The organism is Micromonospora sp. MW-13, from assembly GCF_003434305.1.
Lineage (GTDB): Bacteria > Actinomycetota > Actinomycetes > Mycobacteriales > Micromonosporaceae > Micromonospora.
Genome location: NZ_QKKX01000033.1, coordinates 1 through 20,660, shown reverse-complemented (window position 1 = coordinate 20,660; position 20,660 = coordinate 1). Strand labels below are relative to the sequence as shown.

14 protein-coding genes are annotated in these 20,660 nt (G+C 74.3%); 9 read left to right on the top strand and 5 right to left on the bottom strand.

Annotated features, from left to right (window positions below):
• Positions 1 to 9 precede the first annotated feature (9 nt).
• Positions 10 to 1,152, bottom strand: coding sequence for a DICT sensory domain-containing protein (locus C5N14_RS17510; RefSeq protein ID WP_117669179.1), 1,143 nt, complete (start codon positions 1,150 to 1,152; stop codon positions 10 to 12).
• Positions 1,153 to 1,257: 105 nt separating this feature from the next.
• Here C5N14_RS17510 and C5N14_RS17505 point away from each other — a divergent pair, with 105 nt between their 5' ends.
• Entirely contained in the window at positions 1,258 to 2,151 is an 894-nt protein-coding gene (locus C5N14_RS17505; protein ID WP_117669304.1) for a DUF2726 domain-containing protein, read from the top strand.
• 808 nt (positions 2,152 to 2,959) lie between these two features.
• Here the strand turns inward: C5N14_RS17505 and C5N14_RS17500 are convergent.
• A complete protein-coding gene (locus C5N14_RS17500) occupies positions 2,960 to 3,307 on the bottom strand; it encodes an Lsr2 family protein (RefSeq protein ID WP_117669178.1) in 348 nt (115 codons plus the stop codon).
• Positions 3,308 to 3,673: 366 nt separating this feature from the next.
• Here C5N14_RS17500 and lon point away from each other — a divergent pair, with 366 nt between their 5' ends.
• Complete coding sequence (gene lon, locus C5N14_RS17495; RefSeq protein WP_117669177.1) at positions 3,674 to 6,004, top strand: endopeptidase La; 2,331 nt, start codon at positions 3,674 to 3,676, stop codon at positions 6,002 to 6,004.
• A gap of 139 nt (positions 6,005 to 6,143) precedes the next feature.
• Here the strand turns inward: lon and C5N14_RS17490 are convergent, their stop codons facing one another.
• Entirely contained in the window at positions 6,144 to 7,853 is a 1,710-nt protein-coding gene (locus tag C5N14_RS17490) for a DEAD/DEAH box helicase (RefSeq protein ID WP_117669176.1), read from the bottom strand.
• Positions 7,854 to 8,518: 665 nt separating this feature from the next.
• Here C5N14_RS17490 and C5N14_RS17485 point away from each other — a divergent pair.
• From C5N14_RS17485 to C5N14_RS17475, 3 genes are all read left to right on the top strand, one after another.
• On the top strand, positions 8,519 to 9,487 hold the full coding sequence (locus tag C5N14_RS17485; protein ID WP_117669175.1) for a hypothetical protein: 969 nt from the start codon (positions 8,519 to 8,521) through the stop codon (positions 9,485 to 9,487).
• A gap of 3 nt (positions 9,488 to 9,490) precedes the next feature.
• On the top strand, positions 9,491 to 11,092 hold the full coding sequence (locus C5N14_RS17480; protein ID WP_117669174.1) for an asparagine synthetase B: 1,602 nt from the start codon (positions 9,491 to 9,493) through the stop codon (positions 11,090 to 11,092).
• Between the two features lie 184 nt (positions 11,093 to 11,276).
• Positions 11,277 to 12,287, top strand: a complete 1,011-nt coding sequence (locus C5N14_RS17475) for a linear amide C-N hydrolase (RefSeq protein ID WP_117669173.1) — start codon at positions 11,277 to 11,279, stop codon at positions 12,285 to 12,287.
• A gap of 140 nt (positions 12,288 to 12,427) precedes the next feature.
• Here C5N14_RS17475 and C5N14_RS17470 read toward each other — a convergent pair whose 3' ends face one another.
• Positions 12,428 to 13,459, bottom strand: coding sequence for a hypothetical protein (locus C5N14_RS17470; protein WP_128763598.1), 1,032 nt, complete (start codon positions 13,457 to 13,459; stop codon positions 12,428 to 12,430).
• Positions 13,460 to 13,761: 302 nt separating this feature from the next.
• Between C5N14_RS17470 and C5N14_RS17465 the strand changes: the two genes are divergently transcribed.
• The 4 genes from C5N14_RS17465 to C5N14_RS17450 all read left to right on the top strand — a co-directional run bounded on the left by C5N14_RS17465 (position 13,762) and on the right by C5N14_RS17450 (position 19,084).
• On the top strand, positions 13,762 to 15,009 hold the full coding sequence (locus tag C5N14_RS17465) for a sensor histidine kinase (protein ID WP_117669171.1): 1,248 nt from the start codon (positions 13,762 to 13,764) through the stop codon (positions 15,007 to 15,009).
• Positions 15,006 to 15,668, top strand: coding sequence for a response regulator transcription factor (locus C5N14_RS17460; protein WP_117669170.1), 663 nt, complete (start codon positions 15,006 to 15,008; stop codon positions 15,666 to 15,668). Before C5N14_RS17465 ends, C5N14_RS17460 begins: the two co-directional genes overlap by 4 nt.
• A gap of 147 nt (positions 15,669 to 15,815) precedes the next feature.
• Positions 15,816 to 16,604, top strand: a complete 789-nt coding sequence (locus C5N14_RS17455) for an ABC transporter ATP-binding protein (protein WP_117669169.1) — start codon at positions 15,816 to 15,818, stop codon at positions 16,602 to 16,604.
• A complete protein-coding gene (locus tag C5N14_RS17450) occupies positions 16,601 to 19,084 on the top strand; it encodes an ABC transporter permease (protein ID WP_117669168.1) in 2,484 nt (827 codons plus the stop codon). Before C5N14_RS17455 ends, C5N14_RS17450 begins: the two co-directional genes overlap by 4 nt.
• A gap of 48 nt (positions 19,085 to 19,132) precedes the next feature.
• On the opposite strand, the gene C5N14_RS17445 is transcribed toward C5N14_RS17450, so the two are convergent.
• Positions 19,133 to 20,395, bottom strand: a complete 1,263-nt coding sequence (locus C5N14_RS17445; protein ID WP_117669167.1) for a nucleotide sugar dehydrogenase — start codon at positions 20,393 to 20,395, stop codon at positions 19,133 to 19,135.
• Between the last annotated feature and the right edge of the window lie 265 nt (positions 20,396 to 20,660).

Sequence of the window (20,660 nt, the reverse complement as noted above, 5' to 3'; positions counted from 1 at the left end):
GGCCCGCGGTCACCCGACCGGCGCCTCGGCCGTCTCGGGGGCCAGCCGGGCCACCGGCACGCCCTCCCGGGCGGCCCACCCGACGGCGTGCCGGACGTCGGCCACGGGCAGCGGCCGCCGGGCCGTCACGGTGACCGCCGCGTGCACCGCGAACGCGACGAACGGGTACGACCGGGCCAGGCCGCCGACCGCCTCGTGTAGCTGACCGGCCACCGTCACCGCCTGCTCCTCGGTCAGCGCCGGCAGGATCAGCAGGTACTCCTGGTCCGACAGGCGTACGGCCCGGTCCACCGGGCGCAGCGGCGCGGTGACCGCCCCGATCACCGCCTGCGCCTCGCGGGCCGCGCTGCGCCGGCCGAAGCGCTCCGGCGCGCCGGCCGGCTCGTCCACCCGGACGCCGATCAGCGCCACCGGCAGCGTGCCCGACGCGGTGATCCCGTCCGCACCCGTCCACCGCCGCATCCCCGACTCGTCCAGCAGCGGGGCGACGCCCTCGGCGGCTCCCACCCCGGTGCCCCGGCTGCGGTCGCCCGGCCCCGACCCGGCCGTCCAGCGGGCCCGGGCCGGCCGCCCGGCGCGGGAGAACATCAGCCGCAGCGCCGCCTCGCCGCGCGCCTCGCCGGGCGTCGCGGGCAGATCGCGGACCCGGGCCAGCACGTCGTCCACCGCCGCGCGGGCCGCGCCGGGAAGCCGGTCGGCGAGCCGGTCGCGTAGCCGCAGGACCTCGTGCAGGGCCTCGTCGCGGCGGAACCCCCACCGGCCGTCGAAGAGCCGGCCGGACTCCAGCGTGGCCGCCGGCTCCACCTCCGCCCGGTCGTACGCGACCAGCGCCGCGCCGAACCGGGGGGTCAACGCGACCACGCTCCACTCCCGGGCCAGGTCCTCGGTCTCCTCCAGGGCCACCCCGTGCACGCCGTCGGGGAGCCCCGTGGGGCGCTGACCGACCACGCCCACCACCGTCACCGCGCCCGAGGCGGCGATCTGCTCGTAGACCGCCCGTTCCCGGTCGAAGTACGGCATCCGCTGGAAGAGCGCGACCAGCACCAGCGGCCTGTCCTCGGTGGTGGCCAGGGCGGCGCTTTCGATGGCGTGGGAGACGGCGACGAGGCTGCGCTTGGTCAGAATCTCCGGGGCCCGTCCACTGTGCGGCACCCGATGAGCCTAGAGAACACGATCATCGGCCGCACCGGCGAGGTGGGAACCATGATCGACGGCCTAGACTCGGCCCGGTCGACGGCCCGACGGATGGACAGGCGGATGACGAGCACCGGTAGTGACGACGGCTCCCTGCTGCGCCCCGTCGCGGCGTCGACCGGCCGTGGCCCGGTCCTCGTCCGGGGCGATCAGGCGGTGTACGCCGCCCGGCGGCTCGGTGAGCTGCTGTACGGTCGCCCGCCGGGTGTCACCGGCCACCAGTGGAGCTCGGCCGGCCGGGAGGGCTTCGACCACGTGGTGTGCGCCGCCTCCACCGGCCGCCCGCTGTTCGCCGTCGAGGTCGGGCCGCCGGTGCCGCCCGGGTCGGCGGCCCAGCGCGCCGAGCGGATGAAGGACGCGGTGTGCGCGGCGGTCGGCCTGGCGGTGCTGCGGATCGCCTCGCCCACCCTGCGCGCCGCCGACCACGGCCGGCGGATCGTCGAGTACGTCATCGACGCGCGCGCCTACGCCGACGCCGTCCGGCCGGACCCGGGGCACACCGAACCGAACGACGTCACGCCGGTCGCCTTCCGGGACATCGTCGGCCGGCTGCCCGACGGGCGCAGCGGGCACGTGAACGACCTGGGCGCCCTGGCCCGGGCGGCAGCCGTCGAGGCGTACGTCTCCCGGCGGCTGGTCGACCCGATCGTCCGGGGCCTGCACGTACGCTGGGCGGACGGCCCGGCCGAGGGCTGGAGCTGGGTCGAGGTGCGTCCCGGCCGGTGTCTGGTGGAACGGGTGCGGGTGTGGGAACACCGCATCTCCTGCGGCGTGGACCCGGGGCGGCTCGCCGAGGACCTCGCGGCCGTGGCGGTGGGTGAGCGGCTGCGCGGCCTCGACGGCGGCGAGCCGGAACTGGTGGCCCGCGAGCAGCTCGACGGGGACATCCGTCGGCTGGGGGCGCGCCGCGACGAAATGCGGAATGGCTTCGGATTCGACCACCTCTGCGTGGACTGACGCATCTTGGAACGGGCCGTCCACCGGCCTCCTCCGGGTGGACCGACACCCTTTGGCCCGGCCGCCGGCAGCGCGACCGCCCGCCCCTGCCGATCACCGTTCACGGGGCGGCCGTCGCCGCAGAATTCCCATATCCGGGTGGAACCCTCGCCGTCCCGGCTCCGTACTCCAGCGGGAATGGACGGGAATCTTCCCCCACCGCGCCGCCGGCGCGGACGGCGGTGCGGAAAGGGCGCCGTCGACCATCGCCATGCGACCGGACGTCGCAGTGATCGTCGCCGAGGCGTTCCACCCGAATTCGTCGGTCCGGTGGGCTCGCCTGTCTGCTACCGGATCGAGAAGGAGAGCAATTCGATGCGCAGGTCCACACGGGCGGGCGGGTCATCCGGTATCGCGCGGAGCAAGCGGCTGCCGGCCGTTGTCGGCCCGCTCGCGGTCTTCGGCGGAATAGTCGCCGTGACGCAGATCTCGTCCGCCCGGGACCGGCGGACGACCACCCGCGCCGCCGCCTCGTGCGTGCCGTCCAGCGGCCTGCCGGATGCTCGGCAGCACCCGCCAGCCGCCGAACCCGGAGGCGGTTCGGCGGGGCGGGCGTCGACCGGCGGCCCCCGTAGGGCCGGATGTGCCCGGCCCAGGCCGCCCGTTGGTGCGCCGGGTGCGCTGACCCGGCCGAGTCGCGGTTCGGCCGAGTCGGGGTGCGGTCCGGCACCGGCTGGCGGTGTCGTGGGAAATGCGACCGGAAAGGGGCCGGCGGGCGCCGGCCTCCACCGCGCGACCCGGGATCCCCGGATCGCGGCCCGCCGCAGGCTCAGCGGTTCTTGTAGGCCTCGACGACCGACACCGGGATGCGCCCGCGGTCGGAAATCTCGTAGCCGTTGTTGGTGGCCCATTCCCGGATGGCCCGGTTCTGCTCGCGGTCCATTCCGGAGACCTGGGCCCTGCCGGGGCGGCGGGGGGCCCGGCCGGTCTCGACCGGCCCCCGACCGATGCGCCGGCCGGCGTTGATGTAGGGGTCGAGTGCTTTGCGCAGGGTGCCGGCGTTCTCGTCGGAGACATCGATGGTGTACGCCACGCCGTCCAGGCTGAACTCGACGGTGCGATCCGCCTTCCCGCCGTCGAGGTCGTCAGTCAGAACGGTGATTACTTTCCGAGCCATCGCCAATTACTCCTTGTGTGGGGCGGGGTGTGCTAAGAGTTTGACCTATCAACTGGCAATTCCGCAAGAATATGCCCCGTTCCGCATTCGGCGAGTCGAGTTCTGCGGGATGGAATCCCGCTCGACCGGTGGAATTTGCCAGTGCCGCTCGCGTGGTTGGGCAGGTCCGGGGCCCGCGCGGGTGGCCGTCTGATTCGGTCCGCCACCCGTCATCCGGTGCGCCGACCCGTGGGGCCGGGTGGTTCCCCGCGATCTCCACGGCGTCGGAGCGACCGTGAAGGGTGGCCTGGATCACACCCCGGAACAAGGGGCACGCTTTGTTACTTGAGTGAGTCAGGCTCAACTCAACGCGATAGCAGGTGTTCGATGGCAACTCTTCCGGTACTTCCGCTGACCGACGCCGTCCTGCTGCCCGGCATGGTCATCCCCGTGACCCTCGACCCGACCACCCAGGCCGCCGTGGACGCGGCCCGCGCCACCGGCGACAAGCAGCTCCTCGCCGTGCCTCGCATCGACGGCGAGTACGGCCCCGTCGGCACGGTCGCCACCATCGAGAAGGTGGGCCGGCTGCCCAGCGGCGAGCCGGCCGCCGTGGTCCGGGGCCTGTCCCGCGCCCGGATCGGCTCCGGCGTCCCCGGACCCGGTGCCGCCCTCTGGGTCGAGGCGACCGAACTACACGAACCCGTCCCCGCCGGCCGGGCCCGGGAACTCGCCCGCGAGTACCGCGCACTGATGACGTCCGTGCTCCAACAGCGCGGGGCGTGGCAGGTCATCGACGCCATGGAGCGGATGACCGACCTCTCCGAGCTGGCCGACGCGGCCGGCTACGCGCCCTGGCTCACGCTGGCGCAGAAGACCGAGCTGCTCGCCGCGCCGGACGTCGTCGCCCGGCTGGAGCTGCTCGTCGGCTGGGTGAAGGAGCACCTGGCCGAGCAGGAGGTCACCGAGCAGATCAACAGCGACGTCCGCGAGGGACTGGAGAGGTCCCAGCGGGAGTTCCTGCTCCGCCAGCAGCTCGCCGCCATCCGCAAGGAGCTCGGCGAGGACGAGCCGGACGGCTCCGCCGACTACCGGGCCCGGGTCGAGTCCGCCGAACTGCCCGAGAAGGTCCGCGAGGCGGCGCTGCGCGAGGTCGGCAAGCTGGAGCGGGCCAGCGACGCATCCCCGGAGGCGGGCTGGATCCGTACCTGGCTGGACACGGTGCTGGAGATGCCGTGGGCCACGCGTACCGAGGACAACACCGACCTGGCCGCGGCCCGCGCCGTGCTCGACGCCGACCACGCCGGCCTGGCCGACGTGAAGGACCGCATCCTGGAGTACCTCGCGGTGCGCAACCGCCGGGCCGAGCGAAACCTCGGCGTGGTCGGCGGGCGCGGCTCCGGAGCCGTGCTCGCCCTCGCCGGCCCTCCCGGCGTCGGCAAGACCAGCCTCGGCGAGTCCGTGGCCCGGGCGCTCGGCCGCAGCTTCGTCCGGGTCTCCCTCGGCGGCGTCCGCGACGAGGCGGAGATCCGCGGCCACCGCCGCACGTACGTCGGCGCGCTGCCCGGCCGGATCGTCCGCGCGCTGCGCGAGGCCGGCTCGATGAACCCGGTGGTGCTCCTCGACGAGGTCGACAAGCTGGCCGTCGGCTACGCCGGCGACCCGGCCGCCGCCCTGTTGGAGGTGCTCGACCCGGCGCAGAACCACACCTTCCGCGACCACTACCTGGAGGTCGACCTCGACCTGTCCGACGTGCTGTTCCTGGCCACCGCCAACGTGGTGGAGAGCATCCCCGGCCCGCTGCTGGACCGGATGGAGCTGGTCACCCTGGACGGCTACACCGAGGACGAGAAGGTCGCCATCGCCCGGGACCACCTGCTGCCCCGGCAGCGGGAGCGGGCCGGACTGACCGCCGAGGAGGCCACCGTCACCGACGACGCCCTCGCGCGGATCGCGGGGGAGTACACCCGGGAGGCCGGTGTCCGGCAGTTGGAGCGGGCCCTGGCCAAGATCCTGCGCAAGGTCGCGGTCGCCCTGGCGACCGACCCGGCGCCGGTGCGGGTGGAGACCGACAACCTGGCCCGCTACCTGGGCCGGCCCAGGTTCACCCCGGAGTCGGCGGAGCGGACGGCGGTGCCCGGCGTGGCCACCGGCCTCGCGGTCACCGGCGCGGGCGGGGACGTGCTCTTCATCGAGGCCACCAGCATGCAGGGCGAGCCCGGGCTGACGCTGACCGGCCAGCTCGGCGACGTGATGAAGGAGTCCGCGCACATCGCGCTGTCGTACCTGCGCTCCAACGGACGCCGGCTCGGCATCGATCCGAACGCCCTCGCCGGGCGGCGGATCCACCTGCACGTCCCGGCGGGCGCGGTGCCCAAGGACGGGCCGAGCGCCGGCATCACGATGGTGACGGCGCTGGCCTCGCTGGTGACCGGCCGGCCGGTGCGGCCCGAGTTCGGGATGACCGGCGAGGTGACGCTCTCCGGTCGGGTGCTGCCCATCGGCGGGGTGAAGCAGAAGTTGCTCGCCGCCCACCGGGCCGGCCTGACCGAGGTGATCATTCCGGCCCGCAACGAGCCGGACCTGGACGACCTGCCCACCGAGGTACGGAAGGCGCTGACCGTGCACACCCTCGCCGACGTCGCCGACGTGCTCGCCCTGGCACTGCGCCCGGCCGACGCCGACACCCTCACCGGTCCCACCCTGTCGGCCGCCTGAGAACTACGCGTGCTGACCCGTACGCGTGCCGAGCTGCCCCGGGCGACCGCGTCGCCCGGGGGCGACTCGACGTCGGTGGCCGTGCGGGATCCCGGACCGGGACAACCGCGAGGCCATCGACGTCGAGTCGGTCAGGAGGTCAGGGGCGGTCGCGGTCGCGGCGTACGGTCGTCTTGCGGCCCTTGATGGTGCTGCCGCGCAGCCCGGCGATCACCTCGTCGGCCACCCCGTTCGGGACCTCCACCAGCGAGAACCGGTCGGCGATCTCGATCGAGCCGATGTCCCGGCCGCTGATCCGGGTCTCCCCGGTGATCGCCCCCACCAGGTCCTGCGGGCGCACCCCGGCGCGCCGGCCCAGCCCGATGAACACCTGCGTGGTGCCCCCCGTCCGGGGCCGGGCCGGCCGGCGGTCGCCGCCCCGACCCTCGTACCCCGGGCGGCTCTCCCGCTGCGGACGGACCGCGACCTGGGGGATCTCCTCCTCGTCGTCCGAGCCCGGTGAGGCGGCCTCGTGGGCGAGCTTCACCGCGGCGAGGGCGACCTCCACCAGGTCGAACTCGTCCGACAGCGACTCCACGATCACCCGGAACGGGTCCAGGTCGTCCTCCAGCAGCGACTCCCGCAGCGCCGCCTGGGTCAGCTCCAGCCGCCGGGTGCGCAGGTCGGCCGCCGTGGGGATCTTGTCGATCGCGATCCGTTGCCCGGTCACCCGCTCGATGGTCTTGAGCATCCGGTGCTCGCGCGGCTCGGCGAGGGTGATCGCCACGCCCTCGCGGCCGGCCCGGCCCACCCGGCCGATCCGGTGCACGTACGACTCCGGGGCCGACGGCACGTCGTAGTTGACCACGTGGGTGAGCTGCTCGACGTCCAGACCCCGGGCGGCCACGTCGGTGGCCACCAGCAGGTCGGCGGTGCCGGCGCGCAGCCGCCCCATCACCCGGTCCCGCTGCTCCTGGCTCATCCCGCCGTGCAGCGCCTCGGCCCGGTAGCCCCGGCCGTTCATCGTCTCGGTGAGTCGGTCCACCTCCTCGCGGCTGCGGCAGAACACGATCGCCGCGGTCGGCGACTCCACGTCCAGCACCCGGCCCAGCGCCGCCGGCTTGTGCGCCCGCGCCACGATGTACGCGCTCTGCCGCACCAGGGGCGCCTCGCCGGCCACCGGCTGCTCCCGGCCGATCTGGATGCGCACCGGGTCGGTCAGGTGCTGGCGGGCCATCCCGTCGATGCGCGACGGCATGGTCGCCGAGAACAGCACCGTCTGCCGCTGTGCCGGGGCGTGCTCCAGGATCGCCTCGATGTCCTCGGCGAAGCCCATGTCGAGCATCTCGTCGGCCTCGTCGAGGACCACCGTGGCCAGCTCGCCCAGCCGCAGGGTGCCCCGGGCGATGTGGTCCAGCGCCCGCCCCGGGGTGGCCACCACCACGTCCACGCCCAGGTCCAGGGCGCGAAGCTGCCGGCCGATCGGCTGCCCGCCGTAGATCGGCAGCACCCGGGTGCCGAGGTCCTTGCCGTACCGGTGGAACGCCTCGGAGACCTGCACCGCCAGCTCCCGGGTGGGCACCAGCACCAGCGCCACCGGGTCTCCGCCGGAGCGGTCGTCCGGCATGCGCTGCAACAGCGGCAGGGCGAAGGCGGCGGTCTTGCCTGTGCCGGTGGCCGCCTGGCCCAGCAGATCCTGGCCGGCCAGCAGGGGAGGGATGGCCTCCCGCTGGATCGGCGTCGGCTCCTCGTAGCCGAGCGCGGAGAGGGCGCCGAGCAGTTCGGCGCGCAACCCGAGATCCGCGAAGGCGTTCGCCTCGTCGGTGCTGCCGGGGGTGGTGGGGTCGATCGGTGTCGGTGCGGCGGTCATGCCACAAGCTTTTCATCACCCCTCGCGGCCCGCTCCGGCGACCGGCACAACCGTCGGTCGCACCACCCCGCGAGGCGGTCCGTCCGGTCGCCGCCACCGGCTCGCCGGCGACGGGGAGAGCGCCGGAGGGGGCGCGGTGCTGGTTGGCGCGCGGCGCTCGGTCTCGCCGTCGACGCCTGCCTACCGGGCAACGATCCGTAACCGTTCGGCTCTGTAGTCCCCGGAGGGGGCTGCGCGAACGGCTGCGTTCGGCGAAACTGGGACAAGGGCCTCTTCCGCTGGGAATCGAGGCCCGGGCGGACGGCCGGGGTGCCGCACCCACCCCGGCCGTCCTGCTCCACCCGGTCAGCGGTAGCCGCGCAGGTGGTCGAACTCGGCGATGGTGGGGCGGTGCGGCGCGGACCCTGCGCCACCAGCCCGATCCGGGGGGTGGCGGCCGGGCTGGTCGCGCGGCAGCCGCGGGCGGGAGCGTCCACCCTCGCCGCCCGCAGGACCGGTTCCCCTGTCCCGGCTGGAGCCGGCCCGTAAGCCGTGCTCGCCGTTAGGTGGCGATCCTCGCCCTTCGGGGGGATATAAGAGGATTGTTCGGGCCTACCCTAGTTTTCACGATTACGGTGTTTTTAGGTCAACTGACACGGTGTCGTGCCGGGAGAGAGGACCCGACCATGCGAGTGCCCAGCCGAAGCCCCGGCCCCCAGCCCGGCCCGCCCGTCGCGTCCGCCACGCCGGCCCGGCGGGTGCCCCGGGGGGTGGCTCGCCGGCCGGCCCCGCCCACCGCCCCCGACCTCGCCGCCTACCGGGCGGCCGTGGCGGAGCTGCTGATCGAGGTCGGTGCCCTGGCCGAACCCGAGTCGGCGGGGGCCCGACAGGTGCTGCTCGACGAGCGCCTGCGCGAGCCGGCGATCGCCGCGGTGCTCGACGCCACCCCGCAGGGTCTCATCGGCGCCCGGGAGACGCTGCTGCTGGAGATGGCCCGCTACCAGCCCAACCGGCGCAGCTCCGCCACCGACCTGACCACCCTGGTCCGGATCTACCTGCTCTCCCGCATCGACGTGCTGTGGTGGCGCGACGCGCCCACCTTCATGACCGACGCGGAGGTGAACGCCAGCGCCGACCTGGTCGACCTGGAGTGGCTGCGCCGCCGCGACCTGCTCCGCTTCCGGTACCAGGAGCAGCCCGCCACCGTCGTCGGCCGGGGCGTGCGGGCGGTGTGCCGGCGGCTGCTGCCGGACGCCCGGCCGCGCACCGCCGGGCTGAAGTTCCGCCGGGCCCGGCGCGAGGTGGTCGGCCTGCTCAACGACATCGGCCGCGAGTTCGCCCGAACCGCCCCGCCCGGCACCCCGCCGCTGTGGGTGACCAGCCTGGTCCGCAGCGCCGCGCACCAGCACCAGCTACGCCGCCTCGGCTACGCCGCGATGGTGCCCAGCGGGCACTGCCTCGGCTACGCCGCCGACGTGGAGCTGGCCTGGTTCGAGCGGTTCGGCGCCCGGGACGCACTCGCCGGCCTGCTGCTCGCCCGGCAACAGGCCGGCGAGCTCAACGTGGTCGACGAGGGACAGGCCTGGCACCTGTGCCTCGCGCCCGCCGCCCGGCTGCGGTTCCGCCGGGTGTACGAGGCCGAGATGGGGGTCTGAGCCGTGTGCGGCATCGCGTTGAGCATCGGCCCGCAGGCCGACCCGGCCACCTTCCGCCGGATGCTGGCCGTCCTCGCCCCGCGCGGCGAGGTGACCGAGACCCACCGGGAGGCCGGACTGCTCGCCGGCACCCGCCGGCTGCGGATCGTCGACCGGGACCGGGCCGTGCAGCCCCGGCTCTCCGCCGACGGGCGGTTCCTGCTCTGCTACAACGGCGAGGTCTTCAACCACCACGAGTTGCGGGCGGAGCTGACGCGACTCGGCCACCCGATGGACACCGAGAGCGACACCGAGGTGCTGCTCGCCGCGTTCCTGGCCTGGGGTGAGGAGGCGGTGCGGCGGCTGCGCGGCGAGTACGCGTTCGTCGTCGTCGAGCGGGCCACCGGGCGGGCCTACCTGGCCCGTGACCCGCTCGGGGTCAAGCCGCTGTACTGGTCCCGGGTGCCCGGCTGCCTGCACCTGGCCAGCGAGGTCAAGGCCCTCGTGGGGCACGGCGCGCCGGTGGGCGAGGTGCCCCCCGGGCACCACGGCTGGGTCGAACCGGGCGACGACGTCCGGCTGCGCCCGTACGTGGACCTGCTGACCCTGGGCGAGGGGCTGCCGGTGGTGGACGACCCGGACGAGGCCGCCCTGCTCGTCCGGGCCGCCCTCACCGACAGCATCCGGATGCGGGTGGACACCGACCTGCCCCTCGGCGTGGTGCTCTCCGGCGGGCTGGACAGCTCCCTGGCCCTGGTGCACGCCCACCAGATGCACCCGGACTGCGTGGCGGTCACCATCGGCGTTCCGGAGAGCCCGGACGTGGCGTACGCCCGGCGGCTCGCCGCCGACCTTGGGGTGCCGCACGAGGTGGTCGAGCTGCGCCCCCGCGACGTCCGGCTCGCCGAGGTGCGGGAGGCCATCCGGATCTCGGAGCTGACCGAGTACGGGGACATCATCAACGCGGTGGTCTCGGTGCCGATCTTCCGTCGGCTCCGCGACCTCGGGGTGAAGGTGGTGCTCACCGGGGACGGCTCCGACGAGCTGTTCGGCGGCTACCCGATGTACCACCAGGTCGGCCCCGAGCGGGCCCGCCGGCTCTTCCTGCACCGGATCCGCAACCTCTGCCGTACGGAGTTGCAGCGGGTGGACCGGGCCAGCATGGGCCACGGGGTGGAGGCGCGGGTGCCGTTCCTCGACCTGCGCGTGGTGGAGCTGGCGATGCGGCTGCCGCTGGAGCTGAAGCTGCGCGAGGGGCGGGAGAAGTGGATCGTGCGGCGGGCGTTCGCCGACGTGCTGCCCGACTACGTGCTGCGTCGACCGAAGAACCCGATGTCGTACTCGTCGGGCCTGCACGAGCGGGCCCGGCTCTACAAGCCGCTGTTCGCCCGGCTGCACCGCTCGTTCGGCTACCACCTGCTCGAACCCGTCCGGCGGGACTTCGACAGCGTGCTCAGCAGGTGCGGCAACGACCTGGACCGGGCCGTCGCCGCTGGGCTGGCCAGGCCGGACTACACGATGCTGGAGCACGCCCGGGACCTGGTCGGGGCGGCGAAGTGGAACGCCGCGCCGGTGGTCCGCCGGTTGGTCGGCCCGCGCGCCACGCGCCACACGCCGGTCGGCTGACCGCTGCTGGTCGCCCGCCGGGCCCGCCCCGTACCCCGCCGCAGGGTCCACGGCGGCCGATCCTCGCACAGCGCCCCGCCGGCGGCTCGGCGCAGCCCTGTGACCAGGCACTTCCGCCGCCGTCCGGCGGGCTCCCGCCGGCATGGTGGACAACGGTCGATGGCTGACCTAGCGTTCAGGCATCATGCGTAGGACCTTCTTCGGCGCCAGCCTGGCCCTGCTGCTCGCCGTCACCGCCTGCTCCGGCCCCGAGCCCACCGCCGCCGGGCCGACGCCCGCCGGCCCGTCGACCGGCCCACCGTCCGGGTCCCGGCAGAGCGCGGCCGAGGCCGAGCAGACCCTGGCCAGCCTGCGCAAGGTCGACGACCTGCCGATGTGGGAGATGACCTTCGTCGGCGACTACGACCCGACCGTGGGCACCGACGCCGCGCCGCCCAGCCCGTTCGGCTGCTCGCTCTTCGCCGCCTGGGGCGACCGGAGCCGGCCGCTGTTCGCCCGCAACTTCGACTGGACCGCCAACCCGGCCCTGGTGCTGCGCACCGACCCACCGGACGGGTACGCCACGGTCTCCCTGGTCGACATGTCCTACCTCGGCGTCGGCGCCGACCCGACGGGGGACCGCCGGCTGCTCGACGCGCCCCTGCTGCCCTTCGACGGGATGAACGAGCGCGGGCTCGCCGTCGGGCTGGCCGCCGACGACGCCGCCACCGCCCGGCCAGCGGCGGGCAGGTCCACCGTCGGCTCGGTACGCATCCTGCGGCTGGTGCTCGACCAGGCCGCCACGGTCGACGAGGCCGTCGCCGTCTTCAAGCGGCACAACCTCGACTTCGAGGGCGGGCCGCCGTTGCACTACCTGCTCGCCGACGCCACCGGGGCCTCCGCCGTGGTCGAGTTCGTCGACGGCGCGATGCGGGTCGGCAAGGGGCAGGGGAACTGGCAGGTGCTGACCAACGTGCCGGTGGTCGGCGTACCCGAGGAGCGCCGGCGCACCGACCACCGCTACGGGGTGCTCGCCGCCGGGCTGACCAAGGCCGGCGGGGTGGTCGACGCCCGGGCGGCGCTGGAACTGCTCAACGACGTCCGGCAGGGTCACACCCGCTGGTCGGTCACCTACGGCCTGCGCACCGGTGAGGTCCACCTGCGCACGGCCATGGGAACGGAGCGCCAGTACCGCCTCCCGGTCACCCTGCCGTAGACCCTGGAGGATCTCGGCCCGCGCGCCCTGGGTCTCCGGCGCACCGGCGGAGTCGGGGCTGGGGCCCACCGACGCCGGCATGCCGGTGGGCCGGGTGCCGTGGGATGCGATTCCCGGCGCCCGGCCCATCGTCTCTCTCGTCAGCGCTTGGGATCGAAGGTGTAGTCCACCCCGCCGACGTCGTACTTCTCACCGATCTCCTGGGCCGGCCCGACCTGGACGACCTGGAGGGTGTAGGGCTTCTGCAGCGTCTGGCCCGTCGAGAAGCTCAGCGACAGCACCGGCCGCTCGTTCGGGTTAATCAGCAGGTCCCTGATCTGCGCCTTGTACGGGTCGACGATCTGTACCGAGGTGTTGCCGACCACCTGGATGCCCTCACCGGGCGCACCCGCCGCCCGCCACCGCGCGAACATTTCGGGACCGAGGTCGGCCACGATCTTGGCACCCGGCACCGGCTCGCCCAGCGGCCGGAACGCGAGGTCGTACTTGGCCGGCACGGCCAGGGCGTTCGCCAGGGCGTACGGCCGGACCGAGACCGAGCCGGGGCTGAACGCCGGGACGGTGTTGGCGTTCTTCCAGGCGATGTTGTTGTTGTACTGCGTGTTGATGGACGACGAGGTGCCCTCGAACAGCATCGGGTCGGTCGCCGACTCCCAGCGCAGCAGGAGGCAGAAGTGCCCGAGGGAGGGCACGTTGTCCCACGCGATCGACGTCGTGGTGACCCCCGGGGCGACCGGCAGGGTCTTCGAGCCGATCGGCGTCCAGTGGGCCGGCCAGTTCGCGCCGCCGCCAGAGGTGGTGTAGTACGCGCGCAGCGTGCCGTTGCTGATTCCGGAACCGTACGGGCCGTTGTTCCGCAGGTTCACGAAAATGTAACTGGTCGACCCGACGACCGGATTGGTGTGCGCCGCGCACTCGATCCCGTAGGGGCAGAGCTTGATGTCGGGGCTGTTGAAGAACGACGAGTAGATGGCACCGTGCGGCTCGTATCCGGTGTCGCTCGCGATGTCCTTCATGTAGACGTCGGTGCGGGCCATAGTGCCGAAGTCTCCGCTGCGCTCCACGGCGCCCGCAGCGGTCCCGCCCACGGAGAACGCCATGATGGCGGTCAGTACGGCGCCGAACAGCACCCGCGCCACGCGCGGACGCGGACGTGTGCGTGCGATCTTCATGCTGATTCCCTTTCGACGGGTCGGTGGGGTCCGGGCAGTTCCTGATGTTCCCGGCTGCCCCGCTCGATTACTGTAGGGCAGCGGCCACAAACAGCGGAACACTCAAGAATGTCGATTGCTCAAAAGGCGTCCGCATTTGCCGGGGAGGTGGTAATTCCCGGATACGGGGGAACACGAATCGAAGAATCATGCGCGGGTTCGTATCAACGGCGGCGGACGCGGCTCCTGTACACCCACACGTCTGCGCCCACCGCGCCCCGGCCGGTCGGGCCCGGCCGACCCCGCGCCGGCCCGTACGCTGGGTGACCGTGAAACGGACACTGTTCGGCCGGCCGCTGCGCAGCGTGGCCTTCGACGTGGCGGTCTCCGGCTTCGTGGTGCTCTTCGGTCTCGCCGGCGCGGTCAACCAGCGGGGCGGCTGGTGGGCCACCGGAGTCGGCGCGGCGATGGCCGTGGTGCTGCTGTTCCGGCGTACCCACCCGTCGGCGGTGACGGCGGTGGTCGCGGTGCTCGCCCTGGTCCAGGTGGTCGCCGGCTGGGGGCCGCTGGCCTTCGACGTCGCCGTGCTGATCGCCCTCTACAGCGTGGTCAAGTACGCGGAGAAGCTGCGCGACGGCATCGTCGCCGGGATCGTCGCCGCCGTCGGGGTGGTGCTGGGCGCCCTCCAGATCGAGGGCACCGTCGCCTGGTGGGCCACGGCGATCTGGTTCGCCCTGGTCACCGGCGCGGTCTGGCTGATGGGGCTGAACGTGCGTACCCGCCGGCTCTACGTGGTCAGCCTGGAGGAGCGGGCCACCACCCTGGAACGCGAGCGGGAGGCCGAGGCGCGGGCCGCGGTGGCCGAGGAGCGCACCAGGATCGCCCGCGAGCTGCACGACGTGGTGGCGCACAGCATGGCCGTGATGATCGTGCAGGCCGACGGGGCGCGGTACATGTTCGACCGGGACCCGGAGACCGCCCGGGAGGCGGTCCGGGTGGTCGCCGACACCGGCCGGCAGGCGCTGGAGGAGATGCGGCGCCTGGTGGGCGTACTGCGGGAGACGAGCGCGCCCGAGCCGGCGGCGGCTCCCGCCGTGGCGGCCGGGCCGGACGGCGTCGGGGCCTCGGGCCTGTCGGGGGAGCCGACCCACCGGCGGCCGGCGCTGGTGGAGCTGCCCGAACTGCTGGACCGGTTCCGGGCCGCCGGGCTGCGCATCGACTGGCGGGTCACCGGCGAGCCCCCGGCGCTGCCGCCCGGCCTGGAGCTGACCGTGTACCGGGTGGTGCAGGAGGCCCTGACCAACGCCCTCAAGCACGCCGGGGTCGGCGCGACGGTCGCGCTGAGCCTCGACCACACCCCCGACGCCGTCGCGGTCCGGGCCGTCGACGACGGGCGCGGCCGTCCGCCGGTCCGGCCCGCGCCCTCCGGCGGCCACGGCCTGGTCGGCATGCGCGAGCGGGTGACGGTGTACGACGGCAGCCTCACCGCCGGGCCGAGGCTGGCCGGGGGGTGGCAGGTCGAGGTTCGGCTGCCGCTACCGTCGAGCACCGGGACGGAGGTGGCGGCATGACGGTACGCGTGGTGGTCGTGGACGACCAGGCCCTGGTGCGGGCGGGGTTCCGGATGGTGCTGGACTCCCAGCCCGACCTGACCGTGGTCGGCGAGGCGATCGACGGCGCCGACGCGCTGCGGGTGCTCGGCCGGGTCGAGGCCGACGTGGTGGTGATGGACATCCGGATGCCGACCATGGACGGCGTGGAGGCCACCCGGCGGATCTGCGCCGGCCGCCCCGGCGGCCCCCGGGTGCTGGTGCTGACCACCTTCGACACCGAGGCCGACGCGTTCGCCGCCCTCCAGGCCGGGGCCAGCGGCTTCCTGCTGAAGAACGTCCCGCCGGAGGAACTGCTGGCCGCGATCCGGGTGGTGGCCGAGGGCGACTCGGTCGTCGCCCCGTCGATCACCCGTCGGCTGCTGGACCGGTTCGCCGGCCAGCTCGGGCCCGGCCCGGCCGGGGACCCCCGGCTGGCCCAGCTCACCGAGCGGGAGCGGGAGATCCTGCTGCTGGTCGCACAGGGCCTGTCCAACGCGGAGATCGCCGGCCGGGTGCACGTCGCCGAGGCGACCGTGAAGACCCACGTCGGGCGGATCCTGGCCAAGCTCCAGCTCCGCGACCGGGTGCAGGCCGTGGTCCTGGCCTACGAGAGCGGCCTGGTCACCCCCGGCGGCTGACAGCGGGTACGACCCAGGTCGTACGGGCCACCGGACTTCGGGCACCTCCGGGGGCACGCAGGTCGAGCGCGCGGGTGGACGCGGGCGGGTGCCCGCCGCCCATAGCGTCGGAGGCGTCCCAGCCACCGTCCGCACGGGGAGCATCACGTGTCCGTACCACCTCCCGCCTTCGCCGCCGCCGGCGTCGCGGTCACCGCCCGGGGCCTGCGCAAGGAGTATGGCTCCGGCCAGGCCCGGGTCGTCGCCCTCGACGGCGTCGACGTCGACTTCGCCGCCGGCCGGTTCACCGCCATCATGGGCCCGTCCGGCTCCGGAAAGTCCACCCTGATGCACTGCCTCGCCGGCCTCGACCGGCCCAGCGCGGGGACGGTGCGCATCGGCGACGCCGACACCGGCCGGCTCGACGACAAGCGGCTCACCCTGCTGCGTCGGGACCGGATCGGCTTCGTGTTCCAGAAGTTCAACCTGCTGCCCGCCCTGACGGCCGAGGAGAACATCGTGCTGCCGCTGGCCATCGCCGGCCGCCGCCCCGACCCGGGCTGGCTGCGCCAGGTGGTCGCCGCCGTCGGGCTGACCGACCGGCTGCGGCACCGGCCCGCCGAGCTGTCCGGCGGCCAGCAGCAGCGCGTCGCCGTCGCCCGCGCCCTGATCACCAAGCCGTGGGTGGTCTTCGCCGACGAGCCCACCGGCAACCTCGACTCCCGCTCGGGCGCGGAGGTGCTGCGGCTGCTCCGCGAGGCCGTGGACACCCTCGGCCAGACCGTGGTGATGGTGACCCACGACCCCGTCGCGGCCAGCCACGCCGACCGGGTGGTGTTCCTCGCCGACGGCCGGCTGGTCCGCGAGCTGGCCGCGCCGACCGCCGAGGCGGTCCTCGACGCCCTTGCCCACCTCGACCCGGCCCCGGCCGGCGCCGGGGCGGTGGGGCGGCGGTGATCCGGCTGACCCTGCGCACCATGCGCGCCGACGCCCTGCGGCTGCTGCTCTCCGCGCTGGCCGTGGTGCTCGGCGTCGCGTTCGTCGCCGGCACCCTGATCTTCACCGACGGGATGAAGCAGGGCGCGTACGACCGGGCCGGCGTCTTCGACCGGCACACCGACCTCGCCGTGTACGCCGACCGGGACCCGATCCCGCCCGCCCTGGTGGAGAAGGTGCGCGCGGTCGACGGGGTGCGCGCCGCCGCCGGGGAGCTGACCGGCACCGCCGGAGTGGTCGGCTCGGACGGCCGGCCCGTGCTCGGCTTCGCCGTCCTCGCCGCGATCCCCGCCGAGGCGGCCCTCCAGTCGTACGACGTGGTGGCCGGGCGGCTGCCGCAGCGACCCGGCGAGCTGGTCCTCGACGCGCCGACGGTGGCCGAGGAGGGATTCACCCTCGGCGGGCCGGTCGGCGTGGGCGGCAGCGGGGGCTCGGCCCGCCCGTACACCCTGGTCGGCACGGTCGACGTGGCCGGCACCTCCCGGGACGTCGGCGGGCCGTTCATCGGCCTCGCCGGTTCCGACGCCCTCGCCGTCACGGCGATGCAGGGCTACGGGCGGATCATGGTGGCCGCCGAGCCCGGCGTGCCGGCTGCGGAGCTGGTCGACCGGGTGGCGGCGGTGACCGGTCCCGGCGTGACCGTGCGGGACCGGCAGGAGATCCTCGACGTCGCCGTCGACGACGCCGTGCACGACCTGGAGCAGTTCAACCTGGGCCTGCTCACCTTCGCCGCGGTGGCCGTGGTGGTGGCGGGGTTCGTCATCGCCAACACCTTCGCCATCGTGCTCGCCCAGCGCACCCGGCGCACCGCCCTGCTGCGGCTGGTCGGCGCGACCCGGGGGCAGGTGTTCCGGGCGACGCTGCTGGAGGCGGCGGTGACCGGGGTGGCCGCCTCGGCCCTCGGGGTGGCGGCCGGCACCGGCCTCGCCGTCGGGATGGACGCGTTGATGTCCGCGTTCGACGTGCCCGTCTCCGGTGGCGGGCTCGCGGTCACCGCGCAGGCCGTGCTGACCTGCCTGCTGCTCGGCACGGCGCTCACCGTCGGGGCCGCCGCCGTGCCGGCCTGGCAGGGTACCCGGGTCGCCCCGGTGGCCGCGCTCACCGACGCGGCGGTGCAGACCACCCGCCGGGCCGGCCGGGTCCGGCTGGCCGCCGGCGCCCTCGTCTTCGGCGCGGGGGTGGCGGCGCTGGTGGCGGCCGGGATGGTCGGCCAGGTGCCGCTGGTCGCGGCCGGCGGGGTGTTCACCTTCTTCGGCATCGTGCTGTTCGGCCCGGTGCTGGTCCCGGCGCTGGTGCGGGTGCTCGGCGTGCCGGCGCGCCTGCTGCTCGGGGCGACCGCCGGGCTGGCGGTGGCGAACGCCGTGCGCAACCCGCGCCGGATCGCCGCCACCGCCACCGCCCTGGTCATCGGCATCGGCCTGGTGTCCGCGTTCGTGGTCGGCGCGCGCAGCGTCAAGACCGGGATCGAGCGGGCCGTGGACCAGCAGATCGGGGTGGACTTCCTGGTCACCGGCATCGGCGGGGACCTGCCATCGACGCTGGCCGGCGAGCTGGCCGCCCGCTCCGAGCTGGGCGTCGTGCACGAGCAGCGCAGCCGGGTCACCGGCGGCATCGAGCTGCGCGCCGCCCACCCGGCGCTGGTCGGGCGCACCCTGAGCGCGGTCGACGCCGGCGACGTGGGCCGGCTCGGGCCGGGCCGGGTGCTGGTGCACCGGGAGCTGGCCCGGGCAAAGGGCTGGGCGGTCGGCGACACCGTCACCCTGGCCGGGCGGCCGTTCACCGTGGCCGCCGTCGTCGACGCCGACGGGCCGGCGCTGGCCGGCAGCCCGGTCCCGGTCGGCCACGTGGTCGACGTGGCCGACGCCGACTTCGCCCGGCTGTTCCCGGCCGAGCGCGGCTACCTCGTCGAGATCGAACCGGCCTCCGGGGTGTCCGCCGAGCGGGCTCGGGAGGCCGTCGAGTCGGTGGTGACCCGCTACCCGACGGTCAACCTGATGGACCAGGCGGCGTACAAGAAGATGCTCACCGGAACGATCGACATGCTGCTGGCGTTCGTCACGGCGCTGCTCGGCCTGGCCGTGGTGATCGCGCTGGTCGGGGTCGCGAACACGCTGAGCCTGTCGGTGGTGGAGCGGACCCGGGAGAACGCCGTGCTGCGCGCGGTCGGGCTGACCCGGGGTCGGATGCGGGCCATGCTCGCCGTCGAGGCGGTGCTGATGGCGCTGGTCGGCGCGGTGCTCGGGGTGCTCCTCGGCACCGGGGTCAGCGCCGGGGCGATGGCGGTGTTCGCCCGCGTCGGCGGCGACTTCACCCTGGTGCTGCCGTGGGGGCAGCTCGGGTTGATCCTCGCGGTGGCGGTGCTCGCCGCGCTGGCCGCGTCCGTGCTGCCGGCCCGCCGGGCCCTGGCCCGCCCGGTCGTGGAGTCCCTCGGCGCGGAGTGACGACGAGTGGTCCCCGCCTGCGGGCGGGGACCACTCGCGGTCCGTTGCTCAGAGCCGCTCGACGGTCGGGCCGTGGCACCGGTTGCGGGTGTCGAAGACGTACCGGGCGTGCCGCACCACCAGGTCGTAGTCGAGGCAGTCGTGGTCGGTGACCACGACCACCGCGTCGGCCGCGCGGAGCTCGTGCTCGGTCAGCCCGACCACGGTCACCCCGGCGGGGACGTGGTGCGGCTCGGCGTACGGCTCGACGGCGCGCACGTCGGCGCCGAGGGCCTGGAGGCGGCGCGCGACGTCGACGGCGGGGGAGTCCCGCATGTCCCCGGTGTTCGGCTTGTACGCCAGCCCGAGCAGCAGCAGCCGGGCCCCGCTGACCGCCCGGCCGGCCCGGTTCAGCCCGCCCATGATCCGTTGGGTGACGTGTTCGGGCATCTCGTGGTTGACGTCGTTGGCCAGCTCGATGAACCGGAACTGCCGCCCCAGCCGCCGCTTGACCTGCCAGGACAGGTAGCACGGGTCGATCGGCAGGCAGTGCCCGCCGACCCCCGGCCCGGGGCGGAACGGCATGAACCCGAACGGTTTGGTCTCGGCCGCCTCGATCGCCTGCCAGACGTCGATGTCGAGGTGGTGGCTGAGCATCGTCAGCTCGTTGATCAGCGCGATGTTCACCTGGCGGAAGGTGTTCTCGATCAGCTTGGTCAGCTCGGCGACCCGGGTGGAGTCCACCGGCACGGTCCGCTCGACCAGCCGCTGGTAGAACGCGTCGACCCGGTCGCGGGACGCCGCGTCCACCCCGGAGACCACCTTCGGGGTGTTCTCCAGCTTCCAGGTGGGGTTGCCGGGGTCGATCCGCTCGGGGCTGTAGCCGAGGTGGAAGTCGCCGGGGCTGGTCAGCCCGCTGGCCGACTCCAGCAGCGGCCGGAGCAGCTCCTCCGTGGTGCCCGGGTAGGTGGTCGACTCCAGGACCACCACGCAGCCCGGCCGCACGTACGGGCCGATGCCGACCCCGGCCTGCTCGACGAAGCTCAGGTCGGGGACGCCGTCGCGCAGCGGGGTGGGCACGGTGATCACGCAGACGTCGAAGCCCTCGGCCTCGGTGTACTCCGTGCTCGGCCGGTACCGGCCGCTGCCCAGCGCCCGGCCGAGCCGGTCCGTCGGGATGTCCTCGACGAAGGACTCGCCGGCGGCGAGCCGCTTGACCCGGTCGGCGTCGACGTCGAGGCCGACGACGTCCAGCCCCGCCTCGACCGCCCGCACGGCCAGCGGCAGGCCGACGTACCCCTGGCCGATGACGACCAACTTCTCAACGCTCACCCGTGCTCCCGTAGACGACGGAACGTGCCTCCTCGTCAGCGTAAGGGAGCATCTGCGTTTAAAGTCCGATTTGGGGATGACGGGGCCAGTGGGAAAGCCGCGACCCCGGCCGGATCGGGCGATCCGGACCGGGGTCGGTCGGTGCGTGGGGTCAGCCGTTCCCGTTCCCGGCGGGCGGCTCCGCCGGCGTGCTCGCCGTGGTCGGCGGTGGGTCGGTCGGCGTGTTCGCCGTGGTCGGCGGTGGGCCGGTCGGCGTGCTCGCCGT